Source organism: Microbulbifer sp. THAF38 (assembly GCF_009363535.1).
In the GTDB taxonomy this organism is placed as follows: Bacteria; Pseudomonadota; Gammaproteobacteria; order Pseudomonadales; family Cellvibrionaceae; genus Microbulbifer.
The window spans coordinates 1,596,416-1,621,955 of sequence record NZ_CP045369.1; the positions used below are offsets into that span (position 1 = coordinate 1,596,416).

At 53.1% G+C, this 25,540-nt stretch carries 24 protein-coding genes; 13 read left to right on the forward strand and 11 right to left on the reverse strand.

Annotated elements, in window-relative coordinates:
• Positions 1-8: 8 nt before the first annotated feature.
• Together FIU95_RS06800 and FIU95_RS06805 are read right to left on the reverse strand one after the other, a co-directional pair.
• On the reverse strand, positions 9-719 hold the full coding sequence (locus tag FIU95_RS06800) for an SIMPL domain-containing protein (protein ID WP_152452720.1): 711 nt from the start codon (positions 717-719) through the stop codon (positions 9-11).
• A gap of 143 nt (positions 720-862) precedes the next feature.
• Entirely contained in the window at positions 863-2,035 is a 1,173-nt protein-coding gene (locus FIU95_RS06805; protein ID WP_152452722.1) for an aminotransferase class V-fold PLP-dependent enzyme, read from the reverse strand.
• Positions 2,036-2,110: 75 nt separating this feature from the next.
• On the opposite strand from FIU95_RS06805, the gene FIU95_RS06810 reads away from it, so the two are divergent.
• The 5 genes from FIU95_RS06810 (at position 2,111) to FIU95_RS06830 (ending at position 7,580) form a co-directional block, all read left to right on the forward strand.
• Complete coding sequence (locus FIU95_RS06810) at positions 2,111-2,551, forward strand: VOC family protein (protein ID WP_152452724.1); 441 nt, start codon at positions 2,111-2,113, stop codon at positions 2,549-2,551.
• 59 nt (positions 2,552-2,610) lie between these two features.
• The gene (locus FIU95_RS06815) at positions 2,611-3,717 is read left to right on the forward strand and encodes a hypothetical protein (protein ID WP_152452726.1); all 1,107 of its coding nucleotides are present in this window, start codon (positions 2,611-2,613) and stop codon (positions 3,715-3,717) included.
• Positions 3,714-4,385: a GntR family transcriptional regulator gene (locus FIU95_RS06820; protein WP_152452728.1), complete on the forward strand. Its 672-nt coding sequence runs from the start codon at positions 3,714-3,716 to the stop codon at positions 4,383-4,385. The genes FIU95_RS06815 and FIU95_RS06820 overlap by 4 nt, the downstream gene beginning before the upstream one ends.
• A 338-nt stretch (positions 4,386-4,723) precedes the next feature.
• Entirely contained in the window at positions 4,724-6,073 is a 1,350-nt protein-coding gene (locus FIU95_RS06825) for an aspartate aminotransferase family protein (RefSeq protein WP_152452730.1), read from the forward strand.
• 121 nt (positions 6,074-6,194) lie between these two features.
• Entirely contained in the window at positions 6,195-7,580 is a 1,386-nt protein-coding gene (locus FIU95_RS06830) for a glutamine synthetase family protein (RefSeq protein ID WP_152452732.1), read from the forward strand.
• Here FIU95_RS06830 and FIU95_RS06835 read toward each other — a convergent pair.
• A complete protein-coding gene (locus FIU95_RS06835) occupies positions 7,577-7,810 on the reverse strand; it encodes a hypothetical protein (RefSeq protein ID WP_152452734.1) in 234 nt (77 codons plus the stop codon). The genes FIU95_RS06830 and FIU95_RS06835 overlap by 4 nt on opposite strands.
• Positions 7,811-8,239: 429 nt before the next feature.
• Between FIU95_RS06835 and FIU95_RS06840 the strand changes: the two genes are divergently transcribed.
• The 3 genes from FIU95_RS06840 to FIU95_RS06850 are packed head-to-tail and all read left to right on the forward strand — an operon-like array spanning position 8,240 to position 11,444.
• Entirely contained in the window at positions 8,240-9,583 is a 1,344-nt protein-coding gene (locus tag FIU95_RS06840) for a glycosyltransferase family 4 protein (protein ID WP_152452736.1), read from the forward strand.
• The gene (locus FIU95_RS06845; RefSeq protein ID WP_152452738.1) at positions 9,583-10,335 is read left to right on the forward strand and encodes a class I SAM-dependent methyltransferase; all 753 of its coding nucleotides are present in this window, start codon (positions 9,583-9,585) and stop codon (positions 10,333-10,335) included. Before FIU95_RS06840 ends, FIU95_RS06845 begins: the two co-directional genes overlap by 1 nt.
• Positions 10,332-11,444 (forward strand): prenyltransferase/squalene oxidase repeat-containing protein, encoded by a 1,113-nt coding sequence (locus tag FIU95_RS06850; RefSeq protein WP_152452739.1) that lies wholly within the window; start codon positions 10,332-10,334, stop codon positions 11,442-11,444. The genes FIU95_RS06845 and FIU95_RS06850 overlap by 4 nt, the downstream gene beginning before the upstream one ends.
• Here the strand turns inward: FIU95_RS06850 and FIU95_RS06855 are convergent.
• On the reverse strand, positions 11,373-11,990 hold the full coding sequence (locus FIU95_RS06855) for a class I SAM-dependent methyltransferase (protein ID WP_152452740.1): 618 nt from the start codon (positions 11,988-11,990) through the stop codon (positions 11,373-11,375). The genes FIU95_RS06850 and FIU95_RS06855 overlap by 72 nt on opposite strands.
• 107 nt (positions 11,991-12,097) lie before the next feature.
• Here FIU95_RS06855 and FIU95_RS06860 point away from each other — a divergent pair, with 107 nt between their 5' ends.
• A complete protein-coding gene (locus FIU95_RS06860) occupies positions 12,098-12,820 on the forward strand; it encodes a DapH/DapD/GlmU-related protein (RefSeq protein ID WP_152452741.1) in 723 nt (240 codons plus the stop codon).
• A 44-nt stretch (positions 12,821-12,864) separates the two neighbouring features.
• A complete protein-coding gene (locus FIU95_RS06865) occupies positions 12,865-13,377 on the forward strand; it encodes a shikimate kinase (RefSeq protein WP_152452742.1) in 513 nt (170 codons plus the stop codon).
• 69 nt (positions 13,378-13,446) lie between these two features.
• Here FIU95_RS06865 and FIU95_RS06870 read toward each other — a convergent pair whose 3' ends face one another.
• Positions 13,447-13,917 carry an Lrp/AsnC family transcriptional regulator gene (locus tag FIU95_RS06870; RefSeq protein ID WP_152452743.1) on the reverse strand — a complete coding sequence of 157 codons (471 nt, stop codon included), beginning with the start codon at positions 13,915-13,917 and terminating at the stop codon, positions 13,447-13,449.
• Between the two features lie 277 nt (positions 13,918-14,194).
• On the opposite strand from FIU95_RS06870, the gene FIU95_RS06875 reads away from it, so the two are divergent.
• A complete protein-coding gene (locus FIU95_RS06875; protein WP_152452744.1) occupies positions 14,195-17,752 on the forward strand; it encodes an indolepyruvate ferredoxin oxidoreductase family protein in 3,558 nt (1,185 codons plus the stop codon).
• Between the two features lie 48 nt (positions 17,753-17,800).
• Here the strand turns inward: FIU95_RS06875 and FIU95_RS06880 are convergent, their stop codons facing one another.
• Positions 17,801-19,111: an OprO/OprP family phosphate-selective porin gene (locus tag FIU95_RS06880; protein ID WP_152452745.1), complete on the reverse strand. Its 1,311-nt coding sequence runs from the start codon at positions 19,109-19,111 to the stop codon at positions 17,801-17,803.
• Between the two features lie 252 nt (positions 19,112-19,363).
• Positions 19,364-20,254 carry a TraB/GumN family protein gene (locus FIU95_RS06885; RefSeq protein ID WP_152452746.1) on the reverse strand — a complete coding sequence of 297 codons (891 nt, stop codon included), beginning with the start codon at positions 20,252-20,254 and terminating at the stop codon, positions 19,364-19,366.
• A 186-nt stretch (positions 20,255-20,440) separates the two neighbouring features.
• Here FIU95_RS06885 and FIU95_RS06890 point away from each other — a divergent pair, with 186 nt between their 5' ends.
• Positions 20,441-21,544, forward strand: a complete 1,104-nt coding sequence (locus FIU95_RS06890; protein ID WP_152452747.1) for a glycosyltransferase — start codon at positions 20,441-20,443, stop codon at positions 21,542-21,544.
• Between the two features lie 29 nt (positions 21,545-21,573).
• On the opposite strand, the gene FIU95_RS06895 is transcribed toward FIU95_RS06890, so the two are convergent.
• The 3 genes from FIU95_RS06895 to FIU95_RS06905 all read right to left on the reverse strand — a co-directional run bounded on the left by FIU95_RS06895 (position 21,574) and on the right by FIU95_RS06905 (position 24,108).
• Positions 21,574-22,011, reverse strand: coding sequence for an acyloxyacyl hydrolase (locus FIU95_RS06895; protein ID WP_253868897.1), 438 nt, complete (start codon positions 22,009-22,011; stop codon positions 21,574-21,576).
• Between the two features lie 340 nt (positions 22,012-22,351).
• Positions 22,352-23,500 carry an RNA polymerase sigma factor RpoD/SigA gene (locus tag FIU95_RS06900; protein ID WP_152452749.1) on the reverse strand — a complete coding sequence of 383 codons (1,149 nt, stop codon included), beginning with the start codon at positions 23,498-23,500 and terminating at the stop codon, positions 22,352-22,354.
• 188 nt (positions 23,501-23,688) lie between these two features.
• Positions 23,689-24,108, reverse strand: coding sequence for a hypothetical protein (locus tag FIU95_RS06905; protein ID WP_152452750.1), 420 nt, complete (start codon positions 24,106-24,108; stop codon positions 23,689-23,691).
• 264 nt (positions 24,109-24,372) lie between these two features.
• Here FIU95_RS06905 and FIU95_RS06910 point away from each other — a divergent pair, with 264 nt between their 5' ends.
• The gene (locus FIU95_RS06910) at positions 24,373-24,681 is read left to right on the forward strand and encodes a hypothetical protein (RefSeq protein WP_152452751.1); all 309 of its coding nucleotides are present in this window, start codon (positions 24,373-24,375) and stop codon (positions 24,679-24,681) included.
• Positions 24,682-24,753: 72 nt separating this feature from the next.
• Here the strand turns inward: FIU95_RS06910 and FIU95_RS06915 are convergent, their stop codons facing one another.
• Positions 24,754-25,512 (reverse strand): YciK family oxidoreductase, encoded by a 759-nt coding sequence (locus FIU95_RS06915; protein WP_152452752.1) that lies wholly within the window; start codon positions 25,510-25,512, stop codon positions 24,754-24,756.
• Positions 25,513-25,540 lie beyond the last annotated feature (28 nt).

Here is a 25,540-nt window from a genome sequence, read left to right on the forward strand (position 1 = left end):
GCTACTGATTATTCCAATTCGAAGACCAGGTCCAGGTTCACCGACACAGTGGTTTCACCGGGTGCAATTGGCGTTGAGGCGCTGTCTTTCATTGACTCCATCTGGCCGCGCATCATCATCGGACGGGGCATACCGCCACTGCCCTGTTCAGAGATGCTGACGATCCGGCGAACTTTCATACCCAGCGCTTTGGCATAAATCGTTGCTCGCTCCTGGGCATCGATCAGGGCTTTCTCACGGGCTTCGGCTTTTACCGGTCCCGGCTCACCAATCTCAAAGCTGGGTCCGTTAATCTGGTTGGCACCGGCGGCGGTGAGGTCGTCCAACACGGTTCCCAGTTTATCCAGCTCACGCACTTTGATGTTGACGGTATTGCGCGCGGTGTAACCGACGATTTTGGGTTTCTGATCTCTCTGGTAGTGGTAACGGGGGGAGAGGCTAACGCCGCTGGTTTGAATATCCTTCTTGGCAATGCCGGCTTTTTTAATCGCCTTCATCAGAGAGTCCATTTGCTCTGCGTTATCTTGCATCGCTTTTTTGCTATCGTCCGCTTCTGTCACCACACCTACAGACAAGTTGGCAACATCGGGGGCCTGGCTGGTCTCGCCCTGGGCTGCGATAGATACCAGGGTGCCACGCTGCGAGGCTGTCTGCCCGTTATCACAGGCGCTAAGTATCAGGGCGAGTAGTGTAATGGTCGAAAATTTTACTAACTTCATGGTTTTTCCTTATCTATCGCTATGGGTTGGCGATATAGCAATGCACTTGGCGTCAAAAATATTATCTAAGCTTATCTGAACCTCAGCTGAGGATACCGGATCCAGCGGGTTGGTTATAACGGTGCAAATCCTTTCCTCCTTTCTTATTCGTAAGAACCAAAAACCTGTTGGTATGTTTCTTCGCGGTCGTGGTAGATGGCAAACCCCAATCGCAGCAACTGCTGTCTCCGGTCGCAAAGGACGGCGCGGGCTTTTAATTCACTTTGTAATTTCTCTGCATTCTCTGCGCTGTGACAATCAAAAGTGAAGAAATGTCCATGACCATGCTCCAGGTCGTGATGGATTAAATGCTCACGATTGAGAAAAGGGTGGCCGGCGCTATCCATGGTGCGCAGGAATCGCTGTTGTGCAGCGAGGACATAGTTGTGGATTTTTTCCACAGTAATGCCCTCGCGGCGAAACAGCTCAAAAATCGCCAAGCCTTTGTACAGGCAGGAATAATCCATGGTGGCTCCGGCAAACCTCAGCCAGTTGTCCCCATAGCTGACACTGCCGCTACAATTTTCCAGCTCTGCTATTTCTGCAAACCAGCCGGTGTTTAGAGGGCGCAGAGTGCAGTGGCGGGGGATGCTCATAAAGCACATTCCCTCGCCAGCGCCCAGGTATTTATAGGAGCCGGCGGTGAAAAAGGCTTTATCGGCAATAGAGCTCAGGTCGATTGGACGAGCGAAAAACCCATGGTATCCGTCGATAACAAACTGGGCTTGGGTTGGCTTTCGTTCGGCGATGCGAATCAATTCGGGGAAAACCACGCCAGAGTCGAAAAATACTAGGCTGGCATAAGCCAGCTGGTAGTTACCGGTATGCAGCTCTCTCTCGAAACGCTCTGCCAGGGTGGAGAAGGGGTGTTTGGGGATACGGGTTACCTGTATGTTGGGTAATTCCTCCAGCCGCTGTAACTGGCGGGTGAAGCTGTAAAATTCTCCATCGGTGGTGAGGATCTGCAGAGGCTTATCGATAGGGAAGGCACTGAGTAGTCGATAGACAAGTTCGTGGGTATTGGGGGCAATAGCTATTTGAGAAGCGTCGGGAAGGTTTAGTGCGCGCGCGACAGCACTTTGCCAGGCGGGTATTTTTTCCTGGAAAATAGGTCCCCACTTGTCATCGGCGAGTAGCGCTGCATCCTGCCAGTATTGCTGGACCGCCTCCAGTGTCACGTCGGGCCAGTAATGATGCGAGTGGCAGGCCATGTGCAGCATGGAGGATGGGCTGCCGCTGGGTGCTTGAGAAAACGCACGATAGAATTTTTTATACATTTGCTTTTCGCCGGGCGAAGCTGAATTATTTATTATTCCCCGATTGTAAAGCTTGGCAATAGGAAGGAGTAGAGGGTGAGATACCTGCACACAATGGTCCGCGTGGCCAACCTGGAAGAATCCTTAAAATTTTACTGTGAGAAATTGGGCTTGCAGGTGGTGAATCGCAACGATTATGACAAGGGGCGTTTCACTTTGGTGTACCTTGCGGCACCAGAGGATGTTGATAGTGCCCGCGAGAAGAAAGCCCCCACGCTGGAGCTCACATACAATTGGGACCCTGAGTCCTACAGTGGTGGGCGTAATTTTGGCCATCTGGCCTATGGAGTAAATGATATCTATGCGGTTTGTCAGCGAATGATGGACGCGGGAATCACCATCAATCGCCCCCCTCGCGATGGTCATATGGCCTTTTTCCGCTCGCCGGATGGCATATCGATTGAACTGCTGCAAAATGGTGAGCCTCTGGAGCCCAAGGAGCCCTGGAAGTCGATGGAGAATACCGGCGAATGGTAATTTTCCCTAAGGAAGCTCCCATTAAACCTTGGCTTTAGGCTGATTTGTAAGGAAATTATGTGAAGAACCGCAGTTGTATTTTACTGGCCGGCGCTGTTGCGGCGCGCAGGGTTCGCGAGGAGGGATTGCACCAGGGGCAGTTCTCCACCCTGGTCGGCGCCTCTGGAGGTCCCAAGTGGCTGGTTATCAGCCAGCTGGATCGGGTTCTCATGGGCGCCTTTTTCAAGGATCGTCGCGAGCCTATTGCGACACTGGGCTCTTCCATCGGCAGTTTCCGCAATATGTGTTACGCCATGGAGGAACCTCTGGCGGCACTGGAGCGCTTGGAATACGGTTATATCCACCAGAGCTACGGCACCGCCAGGCCTACCCCAGCGGAGATTACCGCGGCGGGGGAGGCGATTCTGCTGGAAGTTTTGGGGGAAAATGGCGCGAGTGAAGTGGTAGAGAACCCCTTGTGGCACAGTCACTTCGTTACAGCGCGCGGGCGCGGGCCCCTGGCCAGTGAAAAGCGGGCTCTGCTGGCTCCGGCACTTTTCACTTCTGCGTTGGCTAATGCCTTCTCCAGACACAGCTTGAAGGCCTTTTGGGAGCGGGTAGTGTTCCACTCTCAGGCACAGCCCGCGGTGGCGTTTGGGAATTTGAGTACGGTGAACTCTCCCCTCAATCGTGAAAACGTCTGCGCGGCGGTGCTTGCCAGCGGTTCTATCCCACTGGTAATGGCGGGCGTGCGCAACCCCGCTGGTGCGCCTTTGGGCAATTATCGCGACGGGGGAATCACCGATTACCATTTTGATCTTCGATTCAACCATCCTCCCGGCTTAGTGCTCTATCCGCATTTTTTCCCGTTTATGGTGCCGGGTTGGTTCGATAAGGGCTTGTCCTGGCGGCGTGTGCGCGGCGATGCCATGGCATCGACACTACTGATTGCGCCATCGCCTAAATTTGTCGAAAAGCTGCCATTTGGCAAAATCCCTGACCGTAATGACTTTTATAAATTGAGCACAGATGAACGCGTGAATTACTGGAAAAAAGTGGTGGAGATGAGTCGGCAGGTGGCAGATGATTTTTATGAAATCTGGCAGACGGGTCGGGTGGCGGATCACCTTATTGAGGTGGGGTCCGATGACTTGCCGCATAAATTGCAGCAGGTTGGGGCCGCATGAATATGGCACCGGAGTTTAACCCTCCTCAGGAGGCGTTTCGCACCACCCAGGAGCGGGTCTACTTTCAGGTGCGTGATGCCATTTTACGCGGCAAGTTTTTGCCGGGCCATCCGATCACTATCCGAGGGTTGGCGGCGGAGCTGAACTGCAGTCCTATGCCCGTTCGTGAGGCCTTGCGGCGCCTCACCTCAGAGCGGGCATTGGAGTTGTCCGACACCCGCCGTGTCACAGTGCCCACTATGACCCCGGAAAAGCTTGCGGAGATTTGTGCGGCGCGGGTTGCGCTGGAGTGTCAGGCCGCAGAGCAGGCCCTGCCCTTTGTGGGGCAGGGGGCTCTCGAGCAGCTGCGTCAGCTGGATGCCCGTGTCACTAGCGCGCTCAAAGAGAAGAATATTGAGGAATATGTGACGGCCAATCTCGATTTTCACTTTACCCTTTACCGCTTGGGACACCCTCATATCATTCTCTCGTTGATTGAGAGCCTTTGGCTGCAAACTGCTCCCCTTCAGCACCTGGTATTCCAGCGCTTCGGTGTACAAGAGTTGCCGGATCGTCACGAGGACCTGCTGGATGCGATAGCCGATGGCAATGTGGCGCGAGTGCGCTTGGCGATCCGCCAGGATATTGAGGAAGGACTCGGTTCCATTTCCGCAGAAGAACTACTTTAACCGTTCTAGTTATTCCCATAAACCATTAGAAAAGCCTTCTCACTATCCCTGATGGGAGGGCTCTCGCCGTTGTGATTTGACCTCTAGATTTTCTTCTCGCCAAGGGTAATTGGCACTCTGGACTCTATCGTTACCCAGAGGCATAGATAGATCTTGCGCTTCCGTTAGTCTCGCTACTAGAATGTGATCACAAATGTTGGAAGCAATATGCCGCCCGGCCGTGCTCGTAAACGGGCTCTGGTGGGCAGGTGATCAATTTGCGGGAGGTCTCGTTCAACACCCAAGCGGATTCAGTCCGGTGCTGTAGAGAGCCCCCGAGCAAAAGCCAGGAGCGAAATATGAACAAAAGTGAGCTGCAACAACACGATCGCGAGCACCTGCTGCACCCCTTTACCGACTTCAACGATCTGGGGCAACAGGGTACCCGTGTGATCACCAGTGCCGAGGGCGCTTATATCACCGATATCGATGGCAATCGCATGCTGGATGGCATGTCCGGTCTGTGGTGCTGCAACCTGGGTTACAGCCGCAAGGAAATCAGTGACGCTATCTATGAGCAGCTGAATACTCTGCCGTTCTACAACAGCTTCTTCCAGTGCACTACCGTGCCGTCCATTGAATTGGCAGACGCTCTGGCAGAAGTGACCCCCGCCAATATGAGCAATGTATTCTTCACCGGCTCTGGTTCCGAGGCGAATGACACCAATTTACGTCTGATCCGCCGTTTCTGGGACTTACAGGACAAGCCCGAGAAGCGCATTGTGATTTCCCGCAAGAATGGTTACCACGGCTCCACCATCGCCGGCGCCAGCCTGGGTGGCATGAGCGGCATGCACAAACAGTTCCAGCCGCTGGATTACATTGAACACGTGCAGCAGCCCTACTGGTTTGCAGAGGGCGGTGAACTGTCTCCAGAGGAGTTCGGTATCCAGGCCGCGCGCAGCCTCGATGAAAAAATCCAGGAGCTGGGTCCTGAGAAAGTGGCCGCCTTTATTGCCGAACCCATCCAGGGCGCCGGTGGTGTGGTCATTCCGCCGGAAACCTACTGGCCAGAAGTGAAGAAAGTCCTGGATCAGTACGACATCCTGTTGGTGATGGACGAGGTGATCTTTGGTTTCGGTCGCACCGGTGAATGGTTCGGCGCCGATTACTACGGCCTCAAGCCCGACCTGATGACTTTCGCCAAAGCGGTGACCAATGGTTACTTCCCTCTGGGCGGTACTATGGTGGGTGATCGCGTTGCGGATGTGATCAAGAGCAAGGGCGGTGAATTCACTCACGGCTATACCTACTCTGCACACCCCGCGGCCTGTATGGCAGGCTTGGCGACTATCAACATCCTGCGCAACGAAAAAATTATCGAGAATGTGCGCGATGTAACCGGCCCCTATTTGGCCAAGCGCTGGGCTGAGCTGGCCGAACACCCAATTGTCGGTGAGGCGCGCAGCCTGGGTATGGTCGGCGCTTTGGAACTGGTCAAGGACAAGGCCAGCCGCGCCCGTTTCGACGACGACTGTACCGCCGGCGCGGTATGCCGCGATCTGACTATCAAACACGGTTTGGTGATGCGTGCTGTCGGCGATGCCATGGTGATTGCCCCACCGCTGATTATCACCACCGAGCAGGTGGATGAGTTGGTGGAAAAAGCGCATCGCGCACTAGACGACACCGCTAAAGCTCTAGCGTAAACTCGGGGTTTCGCCCCTTATTGGAAGCGGCGCAAGGCTGTCACACATAATTCGCCAACGGCGGATAAGGTGGCAGCCCTGGGCCGCTTCTGCGGTTTGACAGGACTACCTCAGGCAACTTATGTCACAAGAAAAAGAATTTACTGCCCAGCCAGAGCTGCTGGAGCAGTCGCGCAAATTCCTGGCAGAGCACCCGGACCTAAAGTGGATCGAAGGCTTTATGTTCGACATCAATGGCGTCCCCCGCGGTAAATGGCTGCCTGCTGAAGCGGCGGAGAAGCTGCTCAAGGGGAGCCTGCAAATGCCGCGCAGCGCCGTTAGCCTGGATATCTGGGGGCGGGATATCGAGGATAGTCCCCTGGTGTTCGCCAGTGGTGACAGTGATGGTGTCTGCCTGCCGGTATCGCCCATCAGCCTGGCGCCCTGGCACCGGGAGGAGACGGCACAACTGCATATGCAGTTGCACGAGGCGGATGGTTCCCTACTTTATGCCGATCCGCGCGCCCAGCTGCAGCGGGTGGTGGATCGCCTGCAGAAGCTTGGCTACACCGCGGTTTGTGCCACCGAATTGGAGTTTTACCTGCTGCGCGATGATGTTGACCATTTAGCGCGCCCGCGTCCGGTTAGTGACAATGATGCCGAGCTGGTGCCCTCTACGGATGTATACGATCTGTCTGAACTGAATGCGCAGCGCCACTTTTTTGCCGATGTACGCGCCGCCTGCGAGGCCCAGGGCATTCCCGCTGACTCGGTACTTTCAGAGTGTGCACCCGGTCAATTTGAAATCAATCTGCTGCACAGTGCCGATCCGGTCAAAGTAGCCGACCAGACACTGCTATTTAAACGCTTACTGAAAGGCGTAGCGCGAAGCCATGGCTTCCGTGTGAGCACTATGGCCAAACCCTTTGGGGATCAGGCTGGCAATGGGATGCATGTGCACTTAAGTTTGATTGATAGCAGTGGTAAAAATGTTTTCGATGATGGCAGTGAGGAGGGCTCCGAGCTGTTGCGTCAGGCAGCCGCGGGTATGCTGGCAACAGCCAATGATGCGATGGCCTTTTTCGCGCCGCACAGCAACTCTTACCGCCGTTTCCAGGAAAGCTCTCATGCCCCGCTAAACCTGTGCTGGGGCTACGATAACCGCACCACAACACTGCGTGTTCCCGCCAGCAATCCAGAAGCCCGTCGTATCGAGCACCGCATCGCTGGTGCGGATGTGAACCCCTATTTGGTTTTGGCGGGTATTTTGGCTGGTGTCTGCCATGGTATTGAGAACCAGTTGGAAGCGCCTGAACCGGTGGAAGGTGATGCCTATCAGGTGCAAAGCGAGCAGCTGATCAACACCTGGAGTGGGGCACTCAAGCGCTTTGATAGAAGTGTCTTGTGGCGCGAGTACCTCGACCCTCGGTTTGTCGAGCTTTTCTTGCTGCTGAAGCGCCAGGAGATGGCAGAAATTGGCGCCCGAGTTACCGATGTGGAATATCAAAGTTACTTGCATCGGGTTTAATTTTTGGCCTGTTGACTACCGGCGTATAAATACTGAACGGCTTTTGCGACAGGGGCTCTGGAGAGTGGCAATACTCTGCTATACCTAAATTTAAGTGCGTAACGTGCTTGAAACTCTCCTCCTGAAAGTGTGTTCGAGAAACCTGGCCCGCCATTGGCGGGCATTTTTTTGCCAAAAAAATAATCAGGCTCGCTTTTGGTTAGCTCTTCCTCTGAAAAAACTAATGCCACCTTTCTTTTGGCGCCTAATCTGTTTCAGGTGGCGAAACTTAGGCGTTACTGTCAGGTAAATAATCCGTCACAGTTTTTTGAGGTGCGGTATTTTGAGTGGATTATGCGCAGAATAGGGGGTTTGCAGTGACCATAGGGCTATAAGCTTTGTGTGAATTTTTAGGCGCTCGCCAAAATCTCACCGGCGAAAATACCATTGAGGGGGAATTCACCTGCTTCATTTTATTTGGCTTCAGAAGCCACGCGGAAGGGCGGACTGGCCAACAGCGTGGACTGCTTCTGCCTAGCAGTCATTTCTCCGCCAGTGTATTCTTCCGCTTTACCAGCGTAGGGCCCCGGATTGGTCGACTGCTATAGCCAGGCTTCACAGCCCGGCGCTGCATTTTTGATTAATGTATGTGGGTCTCAGAACAAGCAGATGGGGAATCTATGACCGCCTTGGGAAATTGTGCAGACGGTCCAATGGCTGGCGAGACACGGCCACTAAAAATATGTCTACTGGGTTATCGCAGCCACCCGCACAGTGGTGGCCAGGGTATTTATCTCCGCTATTTGAGTAAGGCACTGGTTGATGCCGGTCATTCCGTGGATGTTATATCCGGCCAGCCCTATCCGGAATTGGATGAAAGGGTCAAGCTGATTAAGATGCCCGGCCTCAATCTCTATGAAGTAGAAAAGCCCAGCCTTGCTCTTAGACCAAAACACCTACTCTCCTGGGCGGATTTCTTTGAGTGGTGGAGTAAACTGACCGGCGGTTTTGCCGAGCCTTATACTTTTGGCCGTCGAGTGCGCAAATACCTGCGCCAACATGGTCACAAGTACGACATAGTTCACGACAACCAATCCCTTTGCTATGGCCTGTTGGATATCGAGCGCAGCGGCCTTCCGGTTGTTGCCACTATTCACCATCCCATTACCCGCGATCGTCAGTTAGCCCTGGATGCGGCGCCGGACTGGCGTTTTCGTTTATTGGTGCGGCGCTGGCATAACTTCCTCAATATGCAGATTAAGGTCTCGAGGAAATTACGCCATATTGTCACGGTATCGCGCCAGTCAGAGCGGGATATCATCGAGCAGTTTGGGGTAGCGCCAGAGCAGATCCACCTGATTTACAACGGTATCGACACAGAGATATTCAGCCCCGACGACAAAGTACATCGCCAGCCTTTGCGCATCATGACGACCTCCTCGGCGGATCAGCCGCTCAAAGGCCTTGGCGTCTTGTTACAGGCCATGGCTGGATTGCGAGAACGCTTTCCTGCTTTGGAGCTATTGGTGGTCGGGCGCTTACGCGAAGGCGGCGCCACCGAAAAGCTGTTGAAAAACCTGAAATTACAGGATGCAGTGCAGTTTGTTTCCGGTATTTCCAATGAGGAACTGGTGAACCACTACCGCAGCGCGACAGTTGTTGCCTGTCCGTCACTCTATGAGGGATTTGGCCTACCAGCAGGCGAGGCGATGGCCTGCGGGGCCCCGGTGGTTTCCAGTGATGGTGGCGCCCTGCCAGAAGTAGTTGGCGATGCGGGTATCGTAGTCCCGGCCGGTGACAGCAATGCGCTGGCAGAGGCTTTGGGGCGCGTTCTGGAGGATAAGTCTTTACAAGCCAATATGGGTGCTCAAGGCAGGGCGCGTATAGAAAATAAGTTCTGCTGGAGTCTGGCGGCAGAAAACCTAGTCGCTTACTACCGCGAAATACTCGGCGAGCCGGCTGTACAACAGCACAAAGAAAACGATTTAGTTGACGCAGATGTCAGCGGTGCGGAGGCAGCTTAATGATTACTGTAGATCCGCAACACTTGAATCTTCGCCCAGGACAAAAAGTTTTGGACCTGGGCTGTGGCGAGGGGCGCCACTCCATCCATTTGATGATCACGGATGAGGTGGACGTCTACGGCATAGATCTGTGCCTCAATGATGTACGCACCGCCAGTGAGCGTGCCGAACCTTTTAACCATCCAAAGCATGCCAAAGGGCGCCTATTACTCGGGGTGGCGAATGGCTTACAGCTGCCTTTTGCCGATGCCACATTTGATGTGGTGATCTGCTCCGAAGTGTTGGAGCACATTCACGAGTACAAGGAAGTCCTCGCAGAAATAGACCGAGTGCTAAAACCTTCGGGCATTTTTGCCGCCACCGTACCGGCGTATTTCCCCGAGTGGATCTGCTGGCAACTCAGCGATGAGTACCATCAGGTAGAGGGGGGACATATCCGCATTTTCCGTGAGCGCGAACTGCGCCAGAGTATTGAAGCCCTGGGACACCGCCATTTCGCCCGCCACAAGGCGCATGCTTTGCACTCTCCCTATTGGTGGTTGAAATGTCTGTTTTGGAACAATCCGGATAATCGCCTGGTGGCTGCCTATCATCGCCTGCTTGTTTGGGACTTGATGAAGCGGCCCGCGCTCACCCGTGTGACGGAGAAATTGTTGAACCCTCTTTTGGGAAAAAGTATCGCGCTCTATTTTGTGAAGGCGGAGCAGCGGGTTCCTGAAAGCCTACCTCTGGCCGAGGAGGTGAACTCGTGACTGAAGCGGTAACATCCCAAAAGAAGGCGACTCTGTTCCCTACCGGCTTTGTGCGCGATAGTGCCGCCTACATCCTTTCTCAACAGTTGCCCGATGGCTCAATTCCCTGGTTTAAAGGGCATTACGCCGACCCCTGGGATCACGTAGAGGCGGCCATGGGACTGGCCATCGCCGGGGAGTTTGTCGCCGCGGAGAAGGCCTATCGTTGGTTGGCGGATATTCAACTGCAGGATGGCAGTTGGTGGGCGGCTTATAAGGACGGGGCGATTGATAATAGCGAGCGCCGGGAGAGTAATTTTGTTGCCTATGTGGCCACTGGGGTCTGGCAGTATTACCTGATTAGCGGTGATAGTCGTTTTCTACAGCGGTACTGGCCGATGGTGGAGCGCGCTATCGATTTTGTCTTGGGCCTGCAGACCGAACACGGTGAGATTCACTGGGCTGTAGACGCCGAGGGAAAACACAAAGAGGATGCCCTGATTACCGGGTGTGCCTCGGTTTATAAAAGCCTGGAATGCGCGATCAATATTGCCAGTGCACTGGGGCTGGAGCGCACGGAGTGGGTGCGGGGCCGCGCTGCACTCGGCGAGGCGTTACAGAACAAGCCCGAACGTTTTGACCGGACCTGGGAGAGCAAAGCACGCTTCTCCATGGACTGGTTTTACCCCGTGCTCACTGGCGCTATTGCTGGAGAAGCCGCCCGAGCGCGTCTTCAACAGCGTTGGGATGAATTTGTGGTGGCCGGTTTAGGCTGCCGCTGTGTGAATGATGAGCCCTGGGTAACGGTGGCAGAATCCTGCGAGTTGACCATGGCGTTGTTGGCCTCGGGTCAGCGGGCTCGCGCCGAGATTATTTACCGGGGCTTGCATCGCTGGCAGGACAGTGATGGTGGTTATTGGACGGGATATGTTTATCGGGATCAGGCGGTCTGGCCCGAGGAGAAAACCACCTGGACTGTGGGCGCTATGTTGCTTGCGGCAGATGCGCTTGCCGACCTGACGCCGGCAAGCGGGCTGTTTACCTCGGTACGCCTGCCGTCAGATGCGGCGCAGGATACCCAGAGTGTCGACAGTTTCGACCAGCTCGAATTGAGCGGAAGCCAGGGCTAGCTTGTAAATGTCGTAGGGGGCCTGGCCGCCATCGGCTGGATCGGGAAATATGTCGTGAATGGCCAGGTAACCGCCTGGCACAATATGCCGAGACCAGCTGCGATAGTCCGTCATTGCTGCTTCCAGAGAGTGTCCGCCGTCGATAAATACGAGCCCGAGCGGGGTGTTCCAGTGACGTGCGGCCACCGCTGAGGGGGCCACCACCGGTACTACCCAATCTTCCAGCTCGGCGGCTCGCATATTTGTGCGAAAGGTGCGGAAGCTGTCCATTAGGTTGGCTTTCTGGTCAAACAAATCGGGATCGTGGTACTCCTCGCCAGGCTGGTGCTCCTCGGAACCGCGATGGTGATCCACGGCAAACACGACGCTGTCGGTCAGCTTGCAGGCTGAGGCCAAATAGATCGTGGACTTTCCGCAATAGCTGCCTACTTCGAGGCAGGGGCCCAGGCTGCTGGCCTCAGCGGCAAGATGGTAGAGCGCTTCCCCCTCGTGGGCTGCGAGAAATCCCTTGATGGCTCGGATATCGATGGGCAAATGAATGGACATAGTTTACTGCTTGCTATTTTACTTGGCCCAAACACTAAACTGGCGCTTGCACAAAAGCAATTGTGATTTTTTGTGGGCAGCAGGCCCCACCGAATAGAAATTTAATTATGCGCAAGGATCATAGGCCTTACTGGCTGAAGCGCCTGCAGTTGCGTTGGCGCAACTGGCGCACGCACTATTTTTTACTTCCTCAGTTTGATGCGATAGGTGTTGACCCGGAAGTGATGGACCCCTCTTCAGTGCATGTATTTGGAAATAATGTTCGCCTGGGTAATTATCCGCATTTGATTTCCAATGCGGAAAAATGCATTCGCTTTACTACCTTTGGACACAAGGGGGGCGAGGCTTTTATTACTGTTGGGGATTATGTGCTGATTTCCCCTGGTGTTCGTATTTCGGCTGCACAGTCTATAGAGATTGGTGATGCCTGTATGATTGCGGCGAATGTTTATATTTCCGACTCTGACTGGCATGGTCTCTATAACCGCACCAGGCCCTTTCGCTGCACCGCACCGATACGCCTCGGTAATAATGTCTGGATTGGCGATAGCGCGACTATTTGTAAAGGCGTTAGTATCGGTGATAACTCCGTGGTTGGTGCGGCCAGTGTGGTCACCAAGGATGTACCTGCGAATACGGTGGTGGCCGGCAACCCGGCCAAGCCGATAAAAACCATTAATCCCAAACGCAGAATGATTACTCGCGAAGCGCTTTTTGCCGATGCTTTTCGCCAGGCTCACAATATGGATGAGCTGGATAAATATATGCTGCAAGGCAATAGTTTTTTCGGCTGGTTGCGTTCTGTATTTTTTCCCCGCCGCGGTGATTAAAGGTGTTTTAAGCTCCGCTTATGATTTTGCGTACAGATAAACTGATGAAAAAAAGAAAAAGTGTTGTTTTGATTGGCATGCCTGGTGCCGGCAAAAGTACCCTGGGTGTTTTGTTGGCCAAAGAGTTGGCCCTGGATTTTGTCGACACCGATGTTTTGATTCAGGCACAAGAGGGAAAAACCCTTCAGGAAATTATGGCGGAAAGCGACTACCTTAACCTGCGTGCTATTGAGGGGGAGGTTATTGCCGCAGCACAGCTGCCCAAGCATGTGGTTTCCACCGGGGGCAGTGCGGTATATAGCGCAGAGGGTATGGCAAATTTACGCGAGCAAGGCACGGTTGTATTTCTGGAGTGCTCTGCAGACGAGTTGCGTCGGCGAATCCATAATTATGAAAGCCGTGGGATAGCTAAGGCGCCGGGACAAAGTTTTGAAGAGTTGTTTGAGGAGCGGCAGGCTCTGTATCGCAAATATGCGGATATTACCCTGAGCTGCGATGGTTTGGATCTGCAGCAGGCACTGGATCAGTTATTACAAAAGTTACGAAGGTTGGACTGATGTCGTGAGCCCTGAGGTTACAGGGCTCAGATCTCGCCTCTCTTTTTTCGACTGCAAGATTGACGGAGGCTAGAGCGGCAACTGAGTGGTGTATTTCACTTGCTTGAGCGCGAAGGTGGAATTTACCGAGGCCACATTGGGCAGATGCACCAGCGAACGTTTTAGCAGTTGTTCGTAGTGTTCAACGCTATCCACGACTACGCGCAGTACATAGTCCTTATCGCCGCTGGTTGAATAGCATTCAACCACTTCCTGTACGTCCTGTACTGCGGTTTCAAAATTATTCAGGGACTCTTCGTCGTGGTTGTGGATGGTCACGTAACAGTATACCGTGACTCCCAGGTCCAGTTTGCGGGGGTCCAACAGAGTGACGCGGCCGCGAATAATGCCTTCCGCTTCCAGCCTCTTGATGCGGCGCCAGCAGGGGGTGTGAGAAAGACCGACTTTGTCTCCGAGCTCCGCCATGGAATAATCGGCGTTCTCCTGCAGCGCTCGCAGAATCTTGCGGTCGAAATCATCCAGGTCTGTCGAACGCTTCATAAAGACTCCTATCCTATAAAAAATTGCTCGATCGAGATTTTCATCACAAATTTACGCACATTTACGTAAATAAAGCAATGCTCTGTTGCGCTTAACGCACTAGTATGACCTGACCAATCCGTTTCAACTTGAGTGCTTTTTGTGATTACCCGCCAGAGGGGTGACCTGAGAGGCGAAAAAATGAACTCTCTACGGCTGAAGCGGAGCAATTCGGAAGAATAATGACTTATAACTCGAACCGGGTTTCGAGAAGAATAAATGACCGGAAACTAGGTGTATGACTGATAAAGTAGCCAGTCCCCAGCGCGCGGTGGACTCCCAGGTAAAAAAACCAATATCACTGGATGATCGTTTTACCACTCTGAAAGGCCGTGTGCTTCTCTCAGGGATTCAGGCACTGGTGCGCCTGCCCATCGACCAGATGCGGATGGATCAATCCCGTGGTCTGAATACCGCGACTTTTATCTCCGGTTATCGCGGCTCCCCTTTGGGTGGCTACGATCTACAGCTCTCACGGGCCAAAAAGTTACTGGACCAGCACAATATCCGATTCCAACCGGGCGTGAATGAGGAGCTGGCAGCGACTGCAGTGTGGGGCTCCCAGCAGGTTGGCCTGTTCGATGGCGCCCAGGTGGATGGTGTTTGTGGTATCTGGTACGGCAAGACGCCGGGTGTGGACCGCTCTTGCGATGCTTTCCGCCACGCCAATGCCGCGGGTTCCTCGCCAAAGGGCGGGGCGCTTATCATCGCTGGAGATGACCACGGCTGTAAGTCTTCCTCCTATCCAGGACAGTCGGAATTTGCTTTTGTGGATATGCATATTCCGGTCTTGAATCCCGCAACTGTGCAGGAGGTTCTGGATTACGGTCATTATGGCCTGGAGTTATCTCGCTTTAGTGGCTGTTGGGTGGCGATGATCACTCTGGCAGAAAATATGGATAGCTCCGCTACGGTGGAAGTTGATCCACAGCGAGTACAGTTCAGCTACCCCGAGATTGAGCGCCCTGAAGGTGGGCTCAATATTCGCAAACAAGACAATCCCCTTGAGCAAGAGGAGCGTTTGTGGCGCTACAAGCGCCCGGCAGCTCTGGCATTTGCCCGCGCCAATAAACTGAACAAGGTGGTGCTGGAAAATCCAGAGGCCACTCTAGGTATCGTCACTACCGGTAAGGCCCACCTGGACTTGATGCAGGCCTTCGAGGATATGGGTATCAATGAGGAGAAAGCCCGACAGCTGGGCATTCGTATCCTCAAGGTGGGGATGACCTATCCCCTGGATGTGCCCGGCATCCAAGAATTTGCCCGGGGCCTGGATACCCTGCTGGTGCTGGAGGAGAAGCGCAGTCTGATGGAAGTGCAGCTGAAAGAAGAGCTGTACAACGTCCACCTCAAGGACGCCAACTTTCCGCGTATCCTCGGTAAAGTGGATGAGCACGACCAGCCTTTAATGCCCGCCTATGGAGAATTGTCTCCGGCCATTATCTGCCAGGTGCTGGGTCTGATTTTGGATCAAGACCAGCTAGGTGAGCGCGGGCAACACCGCTTAATGCGCCTCAACGCCCTGGCGCAACGCATTGCACAACAGGCGGGCTCCAGTGTGTCACGCCTACCCATGTTTTGTGCCGGCTGCCCCCACAACCGTTCCACCAAAGTGCCGGAGGGCAGTCGCGCGCTTGCCGGTATCGGCTGCCACTATATGGCCCAGTGGTTGGATCGCGAGACATTCACCTTTACGCAAATGGGTGCCGAAGGGGTCAACTGGGTGGGGCAAGCGCCCTTCACCGATGAAAAGCATGTGTTTGTGAATCTGGGGGATGGCACCTATTTCCACTCTGGGATTCTCGCCATTCGCGCCTCTGTGGCTGCCAGAGTCAATATCACATACAAAATCCTGTTCAACGACGCCGTCGCCATGACGGGTGGTCAGCCCCACGATGGCGAGTTGGCACCGGATATGATCTGCCGCCAAGTGCTGGCGGAAGGGGTGCAAAAAGTCGTTCTGGTGATGGACAACCCGGACAAATACCAGGGGGCCTTGAGCTTCCCTTCCGAGGTAGAGATTCGCCACCGGGACTATATGCCGGCGGTAATGGAAGAGTTGCGTGATGTGGAAGGGTGTACGGTTATTATTTACGACCAGACCTGCGCCACCGAGTTGCGACGCAAGCGCAAGCGCGGCCTGTTGCCTCAAGCTGAGGGGCGCCCCTTTATCAATGAATTGGTGTGTGAAGGCTGTGGCGACTGTGTGCAACAGTCCAGCTGTATTGCCGTGGAAAAGGTTTCCACCGCTCTGGGGGACAAGCGCCGCGTCAACCAGACCGGCTGCAACCAGGATCTGTCCTGTATTAATGGTTTTTGCCCCTCGTTTGTTACTGTAAAGGGTGGGCGTCTGGCCAAAGGTGCAGGCGTTGGCGATGTATTGCGTACAGAAGCGGAAAAGCTGCCTACACCACTGTTACCAGGCCTAGTTGAACCCTTTAACTTCCTAGTGACAGGGGTGGGCGGCACCGGTGTGGTGACCATCGGAGCACTGTTGGCGATGGCGGCGCATATTGAAGGCAAAGCCTGCAGCACCTTGGATCAGACCGGCCTAGCGCAAAAAGGCGGTGCGGTGTATTCCCATATCCGATTTGCCGCTCAGCCTGAAGCGCTGCAAGCAGTACGTATCTCCGACGGTCGCGCCGATGCACTGATGGCCTGCGACTTGATTGCCGCTGGAAACCTCGCTGCTTGCCTGGCCAAGCTGGATGAAACCCATAGCCGTGCAGTAGTGAATACACACTTGAGTCCCACAGCTGCCACCGTTTTGGGCCGTGAGGATGCCCACTCTCCACAGGCAGTTCTCGATACTCTGAGCAGTGCGGTTAGCGAGTTGGATTCCATCGATGCCCACCGTCTGACCAAATCTGCACTGGGAGACACCCTGGCGGCCAATATATTTATGTTGGGTTTTGCCTGGCAGAAAGGCCTTCTGCCTCTCTCCCAGGCGTCGCTGTTACAGGCTATTGAGCTGAATGGCGTGGCGGTTGAGGGCAACCTGCAGGGATTTGCTGCCGGGCGCCTGGCAGCAGCGGATCGGAAGATTTTAAACCGGCTTCTCGCCCATGACCGCGCGCCTGTTGTGTTGCCCAAAGGGCTGGATGAGATTGTTGCCCATCGGGTTGAACACCTGACCGGCTATCAAAATGAGGCGTTGGCCAAGCGCTATCAGAGCTTGGTTGAGAAGGTTAAAGCGGCAGAAATTCTTAAAACACCGGCGAGTCAGGCGCTTGCCGAGGTGGTCGCGCGCAATTATGCCAAGCTACTCGCTTACAAGGACGAGTATGAGGTCGCGCGCCTCTACACGGATGGGCGCTTTACCCAGTCTCTGCAGGAAAATTTCAGCGGCGATTTTGTACTCGAGTTCAATCTGGCCCCGCCTCTATTAGCCCGTTTCGATAAGGTATTGGGGCGCCCGCGTAAGATGAAATTTGGCGGTTGGATGTATAAAGCGTTTGGTGTCTTGGCCAAGCTGAAGTTCTTGCGTGGTACGGCCCTGGATATTTTTGGCTATACCGCTGAGCGCCGTATGGAGCGGGCCTTGATTACTGAGTATGAGCAGTTGGTTGAGAAAGTGGTGGGTGAGTTGAATGCGCAAAACCATCAGGCGGCTGTTGAACTGCTTAGCTACCCAGAGGTTCTTAAAGGCTATGGGCATATCAAAGAGGCCAACTGGTTGGAAGCCCAGCGACAAAGAGAGCTGGCGCTGAGCCGTTTCGAAAATCCTTCTCGAAACGCCGGTCAGGCCAGCGAGGTTGAGATTTTCGATCCCACTAAAGCCCAGCAGGTGGGTTAACTTTCCGGCCAAAAGAGCCCCGGCGGATTTCCTCCGGGGCTGTTTCTCCTACCAGTATGCCTGCATTCGAACAGCGAACTGTTTGGTTTGATCGCCGGTAAAATCATCATCCCCGAGTGTGATATTCATCATTAAACGCACCTTGGGGTTGAAATAATAATTAAACCCAAAAACAAAGTTACTAACCCTCATGCGGGGAATATCCTTATTCTCGATGGTGTCGTAACGTGCGGTTACTTCGAAAGCGCCTTCCGGTGGGGTGGGTTTGATGGATTTAAAAACGCCTATTTTATCGTCGTAGGGTTTGTGCTGACCGGTGATCGCCCAGCTACCGGTGATATACCAGGTGCGCACATCCTGATCGCCAATGAAACAGCCGGTAAATGGATCGCATAAGAAACTGGGCGGTGCGCCAAAAAAATCCTCGAAAGTAAGCTCTGATAGATAAATATCTCCAGAGAAGTTGCCAAAAGCGTATTCTGATTGGGCGTAAAAAGGACCGTAGGTGCCGGCTAACTCCAGTCCAAAAATCCACACATCGCCACCTGGGTTACCTTTATAAAACTCATCATCACCAAAATCACCAAAGAAAAATTCGCCGCCACCAGGGCTTAAAGCAACCAGCTGCTCCGGGCCACGACGCCCGGCATATTCAACCAGGGCCTCACGGGCTAAGGTGTCTTCATTGGCATCTTCATAACTTAAATAGGTGCCTAGGTGCAGGGTGCTGATGGACTCGTTAATCGGGGCCCAGGTAAACCGGGCTGCGCTCCCTATGCCCTCATTGCGCGGATCACCGGGATTGCGCAGGTTAAAGAGATCAATGCCAAATGTATGGCAGCACCAGTGGGTGTTCCAGCCAATCCCCTGTTGTCGGCCGCGGTCGGCGAAAATCCCTGCGGCAGTGGCGAAGGATCTCTCCATCATGGTGATTTCATTGGAGCTGGTTAGCTCATTAATAGAGCGGCTGGGTTTGAAGTTGCCAATGCGAAGTTTGCCGTCGAAGATTTTTGTGGCCAGAAATACATCTCTAAGCCCTCCAGTTCCGGCGGAGGCAAAATCCCTCTCCAGCTTGTATTCCCACTTCCAGAGTTTCCCCTTCATTGCCAGGCGCACTCGGCGAAAATCCGTGGTGTTTACCGGCTCCTCAAATTCATCATCTATGAAAAAACTGTCAAAGTAGTTGTCGTCCTTGTCAAAAAAGTAGGTGTCAAAATGGATTCGACCGCCGAGCTCAGCGGAAAAATTACCATCGTCAGATGTAATTTTGAGCCCGCCTTCTGTTTTGGCCTTATCGGCTGTGGCGGTGGAAGAAACAAGGGCACAGGCTAGGGCGCAAAATAGGCCGTAGCGTTTCATGGGGTACTCCCTAGAAAACTGCAGTGACAACTGCGGCGTGTTGTTGCAGTTTAGCAAGTGAGTATGGCGATTAATCAGTTTTTCGCCGATTCAGCTTTTTTGCGGGTAAAAGGGCGCTGGTTTTGAGCGTGAGAAGTGCAGACGATATTGGGTAAGCCCGTGAAACAGTGACAACTGTTTATGTCAGCGCCAATATTTCGCGGGCAAAAGTAAGAAGGTATTCAGCTTAGTGATTACACAGCCTGGAAGAAGTTAGATACGCTCCAGTTTATAGCCTTTTTCTTTCATCAGTTCTGCAATACTGCCTTGCCCTACCAGGTGACCGGCGCCGACAATCACAAACAGTGAACGATACTTTGGCGCCTTGGATGCAATCTTATTGGCCATATTTTTGTTGCGCTGGAAAAAGAGCTTGTCGTAAAGGGGCTTGTATTCTGGATTTTCCTCAAGACCATCGAGCAATATCAGACGGTTGAGAGCATCGTGATCCCCGGCTTTCCAGGCATTGGTGAGTTGAGGTAGGTAGGTAGAAATATCTTCCAGTTGTTCTAGCGTCTGCTGAAGCAGCAGGGCGGGATTGTCTAAGCCGTTCAAAAGCTGGAATTGTTGTACGACTCCTTCAAGCTCTAATACCGGTTTGCCATCTTTTTTGGCTTTGGTTAGGAAGTGACGGTCGATACCCAACTCAGGGTTGAGGCCCAGAGCCTGCATTTCGATCATGCTCATGGAAATCATAGCGATAGCGGGGCGCTGACGAATAAACATGGCTTCCGGCATGTTGCGTTTATGCATCCACGCTTGCAGTCTCTTATATAAGTCTGCTGGCAGGTCGTCACGCAGGCTGCGCTCCCCTTGGTAAACCGATTCCATCATGATTTTCTGTTGCACCATTATGTCGCTTTCGGCTGCGAGGACATCGGCTTCAACGGCAATAGCGTCGCTGGTGGCATATGCGCGCTCTATTTGGGCACGCATCGGATAAAAGTCTTCCGTTGCCAAGTGGATAGAGCCCAGCAGATAGACAGTTTTATCCTCCTTGGTGGCTTTCCAGAAAATACCGCGGTCTTTCTCGGCTGCGGTGGCAGTGCCAACAAGCAATATAAGAACAAGAGCGATCGACTGTGTGAAATAGCGTTGGAACATTGCTTTTCCCTGAATGTGTTGAAGCGAGTCATGTTAGCACTCGTGAAGCCCATCTCATACTGGGGGACCTTGCTGGTAAATTGGCCTGGCCAGAGGGGTTTGTTACAAACTTGTGTGGAATCTACTGGGAAATTATTTCTGTGAGGGCCAAAATACTGCCTTTGTTCCATTTTTGCGGTAGGTATTTTGAAAATCGTACAAGTCTGGCCTGAGTTGGAGCCTGGAGAAATAGGCAAGGTCGCGCTGGAATTTATTCAGGAACTGGCCCGGCAGGGTGTTAAACCCGTTGTGATCTCTGCTGGGGGAGCATTGGTAAACCGTTTAGAGTTGCATGACATTCAGCATATTCAATTATCTTTGAATAAAAAGCCTTTTCTGTCTGTGGCCTTTGCGCGTCGGTTGCGCAATGTCTTACAAAGCTTAAATGCCGATGTAATTCATGTTCACGGGCGCCTGACTGCCCAGCTGGTTTGGCGGGCTTGGCGAGGCATGGATGTCGGCGCCCGTCCCAGTTTAATAACTCATGTCGATCAGTATTTTTCACCTGGCAGACGGGATGCGGGATTGATTTCTGGTCAATCTGTCATCGCATCGTCCAAAGGGATCGCAATTCATTTGCAGCAGCATTTGGGCGAAAAGTTAGCTGACCCGGCCCATGTTGTGCATTGGGGCATTAATTCCCGGGAGTTCGATCGCAGTAAACCTGTATCGAGCCAATGGCACTTACGTTTCTTGAATAGCTATCCGCAGCTGGAGGGAAAAAATTGGTGGTTGTATTCGGGTTCCCTGTCAGAAAATGGGGAGTTGAGAACCTTTTTGCAGGCTTTGGCACAGGCTAAAGAGAGTCGTGACGATTTATTGGGGCTGGTGGTAGGGGTGCCGCAGGGCGGCGATTTACGCTATGTACGTAAGCTGGAGCAGCTAGCCCAAGAGTTGGGGCTTGAGGGGTGTGTACTGTTTCTGGGAGAGAGAAAGGATTTACGGGAGCTCTATGCTTCCTCGCAGTTGGCTTTTTGTCTCTCCGACTCCGGAGAGCCTAATGGCAAAAATGCGATGCAGGCTTTGGCGATGGGGTGTGCGGTGGTTGCCTATAAAGATACCTGTGCTGGAGAAGTACTGGCGCACTGTTTCGCTCAAGGCGTGGTTGAACGGGGAAGCCCGCAAGCCCTGTGCGATGTAGGCTTGGTTTTGATGGCACAACGGGATAAAACGCATTTACACGGCTTTTTTCATGAAGATATCGTTAAAAAGACCGTGAATATCTACCGCAATCTCAGCGCCACTTCTTAACTGGCAATTGCAAGCGCCTCAGTGTTGGATCAGAAATTAAAATGTCCATTGAGTGAGGCGAAATCGAAACCGGGGTTGGGGATGTTGGTGTAGGCATTGGAGAAGTGGCTATAACGTAGCGATAATGTATGGCCACTGCTAAAGCGATAGCCCAGGGCAAAATGCAGAGCAAAGTTAACCTTGGTGCTGAGCTGAATATCGCCAAATTCCCGCTGGCTTAAGTAAGAAGCGCCAACTCCCGCTTCTCCAAATCCACCTAGGGGTTCACTGCGCGGATACCAGCGCAGTACCGGTTTGATTTCTATGATGTTTTGCTGCTGGGTTTCATTGAGATGTCCCAGGCGTATATAGGAGTAGCTACCCTGGCCCCACCATTGCCATGAATTATTGGCGTTATTGGAGGAGGTGAGTAGGTATGAGTAGTTCACGCCGGCTACCTTGGCGGCGGAAATAGAGTCCCGTTGCATTAAGGCATTTCCCAGCCCCTTTCCGCCGCTGATAATAATTTCCTGCTCAGCGTGTGCTACGTGTGAATTGAGGAAATTTAAGGCGAAGAAAAGGATACAGCCTAGCGCTGTGTTATCGCCCGCAGCCTGTGTGAAAGATTTACGCATGGGATATAGGGGGATAGTTGCAAGAGCTGTAATTAAGACTAGTGGGAAAGTGATTGATGGCAAGCACGGTACTCGTTGACCGCCACCGGCTTCCTCCTGTTTGATAGGAGGTGATTGGTTGGGGGCTGAAAATCAGCCCCCTGCTCTGAGAGTATTGGTCTTTTGATCGATTGCTGGATCAATTGCTGGGCAGTTATCGCCACTGTCGCTTCAGTTGGCGAATGGCATCGGAGTGCAGCTGGCGCGCGCGCTCCTGGCTGAGTCCAAGTTGCTCACCGATAACCCGAAAAGAACAATCTCTATCTGAAATTAGTCCATAGCGCAGGTTCAGCACGGTCCGCTGCCGCGGCGGCAAACGGTTGACCGCTTCGCGTAGGCGCTCCGCCAGCTCTTGATTGGTAACCAGCTCATCGGTGTTATAAAGCTCGTCGGCGGGAGCGTAATCCAAGCGGGTACTGCTCTGGTCGTCTGCGACAGGGTCGTCCAGTGAGCCAGTAGGGCCGGGTAGCTTGAGTAGACTCTGGATGCGTTCGAGATCGAGCCCTGTATGCTTTACCAGATTCTCATCGGAGGCGGGATGCCCTAGGGCGCGTACTTCGCCGATTGCACGGTAAATTGTTCGCAAATCATCCTGCACATTGGCTGGCTGGCGCACCAAATCCTCATTGCGGCGCATAGCCAACTGTATTTCCTGCTGAATCCACCAGTAGGCATAAGTGGAAAAGCGGTAGCCCATTTGCGGTTTGAAGCGTTCAATGGCCTTCATTAAGCCGACATTGCCCTCTTGGATCAGGTCAATGAATGGCACTGAGGGATTGCGGAAACGTTTGGCAATGGCGATGACCAGGCGCAGGTTACACTGGATGAGTTTCTTGCGCTGTTCCTGGAAGCGCCGCAGAAGGCCGCCGAGCTTGCTTCTTTCCCTTCGGATAAGTTCGTCGCCGGCCATTAATTTTTCGGTGTGCGCAATGATCAGGCCATGATCATAGGCGCCGGTACTGCCGCGCTGCTCCACGCCTTCGCTGCGCAGCTGCACAAGCTCGGTGCCGCATTGCTGCAGCTTCTCGATCAGGGTGTCCTCGAGATCTCGCAACAGGCAGGTGGTACTGTGTTCCTCTTCGGGTGTGAGCAATTCAAGCCGGTATAAGTGCTTGAGATAGCTCTGCATTGGGGTGCTGCCGCTTTCGCTCAGAGGCTCCCCAACTGAATGAATCTCTTCGATATCGGGCCCGGCTTCTTCCGTCTGGCCGCGATTTTCCGCATTGGAGCAGGAATCGGAGAGGGCGTTGTCTGTATCCTTCAGCCAGTCTTCATCCCTTGAGTAAAAATTTTCTCGGGACAAGTGCTTAAACCTTCTGTTGACTGCGTGAACGATATGTTTTGTTCAGTCTCTCCGGGCACCCTTTGGCGCCCATTTCACCTTAACGATAGATGAAAGTTGAATTTTGCGCCCTATTAAGGCTGACTGATAAGTCTGTGCGTGGGAGGGAGGGGCTGGGCGCAGAAAGCGCCCGGATAACTAATGGTAAGTTATTTCAGTCGCTTGACCCGCATTTTCTTTCCACCATCGGCAGGTTTCATAAAGAAGGAGCCAAACATTGCGCGCTCCACGACAACGAGGTCACCGGATTTCCAAAATATGCGACCCGCATCATTCTGCTTCCAGACCTGGCCGTTTTCCAGGGTTACGATTTTCTTATTGTGGGCACCCTCCTGAATCTCTGCGATTTTTGCCTCGATAGACTCAGGTGCTTCTTCAGTTTGCTTGTATTCTTGACCGAAATCTTGCTCGGCTCGCTTTGCGAGGGAGTTGCTGAGCTTGTCGTAGCAAGCCAGTCGATCCGTGTTGGGTGTAATTTCAGAGCACCCTTTAAGCTGTTTTCCCAGCGTGTCCGCGTTAATACTGGGAGCGAGGATGGTTAGGAGGGAGATAAGAAAAATTCGATTCATGAGTATTTATTACGTTATTTGCCAGCTGTGGGCTTTATTTTGCCGGAGCTGCGGCTAATGGACAATTGGATTTGTGCGTCTCCGCACGCTTTTAGTGGAACCCACATGGAAAAATAGCCTCGATAAAGATGAGCTAATCTGTCACCTTATTAAAGCGATTTGGTTGGCTCATTTTCAATAGCGGTGCTTGTTTTAGGGGTTTGTTGAGTGCTTGGCTATTGATTGGATTTAAATCATAGACAAAAACTATCCAGGGGCGGAACAATGAAAAGTCTTATTACTCCCGCAGTTATATTGGCTACGGCAGGTTATCTCAGTATCGAGGGTTTGCGGCTTACACTCGGAGGAGAGGTCTTTGCCTCAACGAGCGTGGATACCCTACCTCAGAATCAGCAGGGTAAGGGTATAGAGCAGGACTTTTCCGGGAGCAATATCAAAAAAGGCGAAATGCTCGGTGGCAGTGAGATGATGGAATTTGAGGGGGATGTCTTTGCCGATGTGCCTGAGCATATGGGGGCGGATAAAGGTGTGGGACAGAGAAACCCATCGGGAGAGGAGTCCCCGAAGAAGTGATAGGGGCGAACACCTTTGTCCCTGCCTCAGCAAGAAACCGGGAGCTACCCGGTTTTTTGCTATTTACAGGGTCTAGCGCTTTTGCGCGCTGAAGTGTTTGCCGCTCTGGCTGCGGCTATCATCGCCCATCAAGTAGAGGTAAGTCGGCATAATTTCTTCTGGTGCCGCTACTGATTTGGGGTTTTCTGCCGGGTAGGCCGTCGCGCGCATGGCTGTGCGGGTAGCGCCCGGATTGAGGCTGTTCACCCGAACATTGGACACACCTTCCAATTCATCGGCGAGTACCTGCATCAGCCCCTCTGTTGCGAACTTTGATACAGAATAGGCCCCCCAATATGCCCGTCCCTTTAAGCCAACACTAGAGCTGGTGAAAACTACCGAACCGGCTTCGGATTTTTCCAGCAGAGGCAGTAGTGTTTTGGTGAGCCCAAATGCTGCATTGACATTGACCTGCATGACCTGTTGCCAGATAGCGAAATGGTAATTTGCCAGGGGCGTGCGCTGTCCGAGTAGACTTGCGTTGTGAAGCAGGCCATCTAGGCGACCAAATTCCTGTTCGATGGCCTCGGCAAGATTTTCAAAGTTTTCTATGCGTGCTTCACTGAGATCCATAGGGAAAATTGCCGGCTGCGGTCCTCCGGCGGCCTCAATCTCGTCATAGACCATTTCGAGCTTTGGGGTGGTGCGCCCCAGCAGTATTAAAGTGGCTCCGTGTGCGGCGAAAGTTTTTGCTGCAACTTTGCCAATACCGTCACCAGCGCCGGTAACGAGTATGATTTTATCTTTTAGTAAGTTTGAAGGAGCGACATAGTCGCCGGCATATTCAGACATGAAACATCCTGATGCTGGCGCCCAGCAT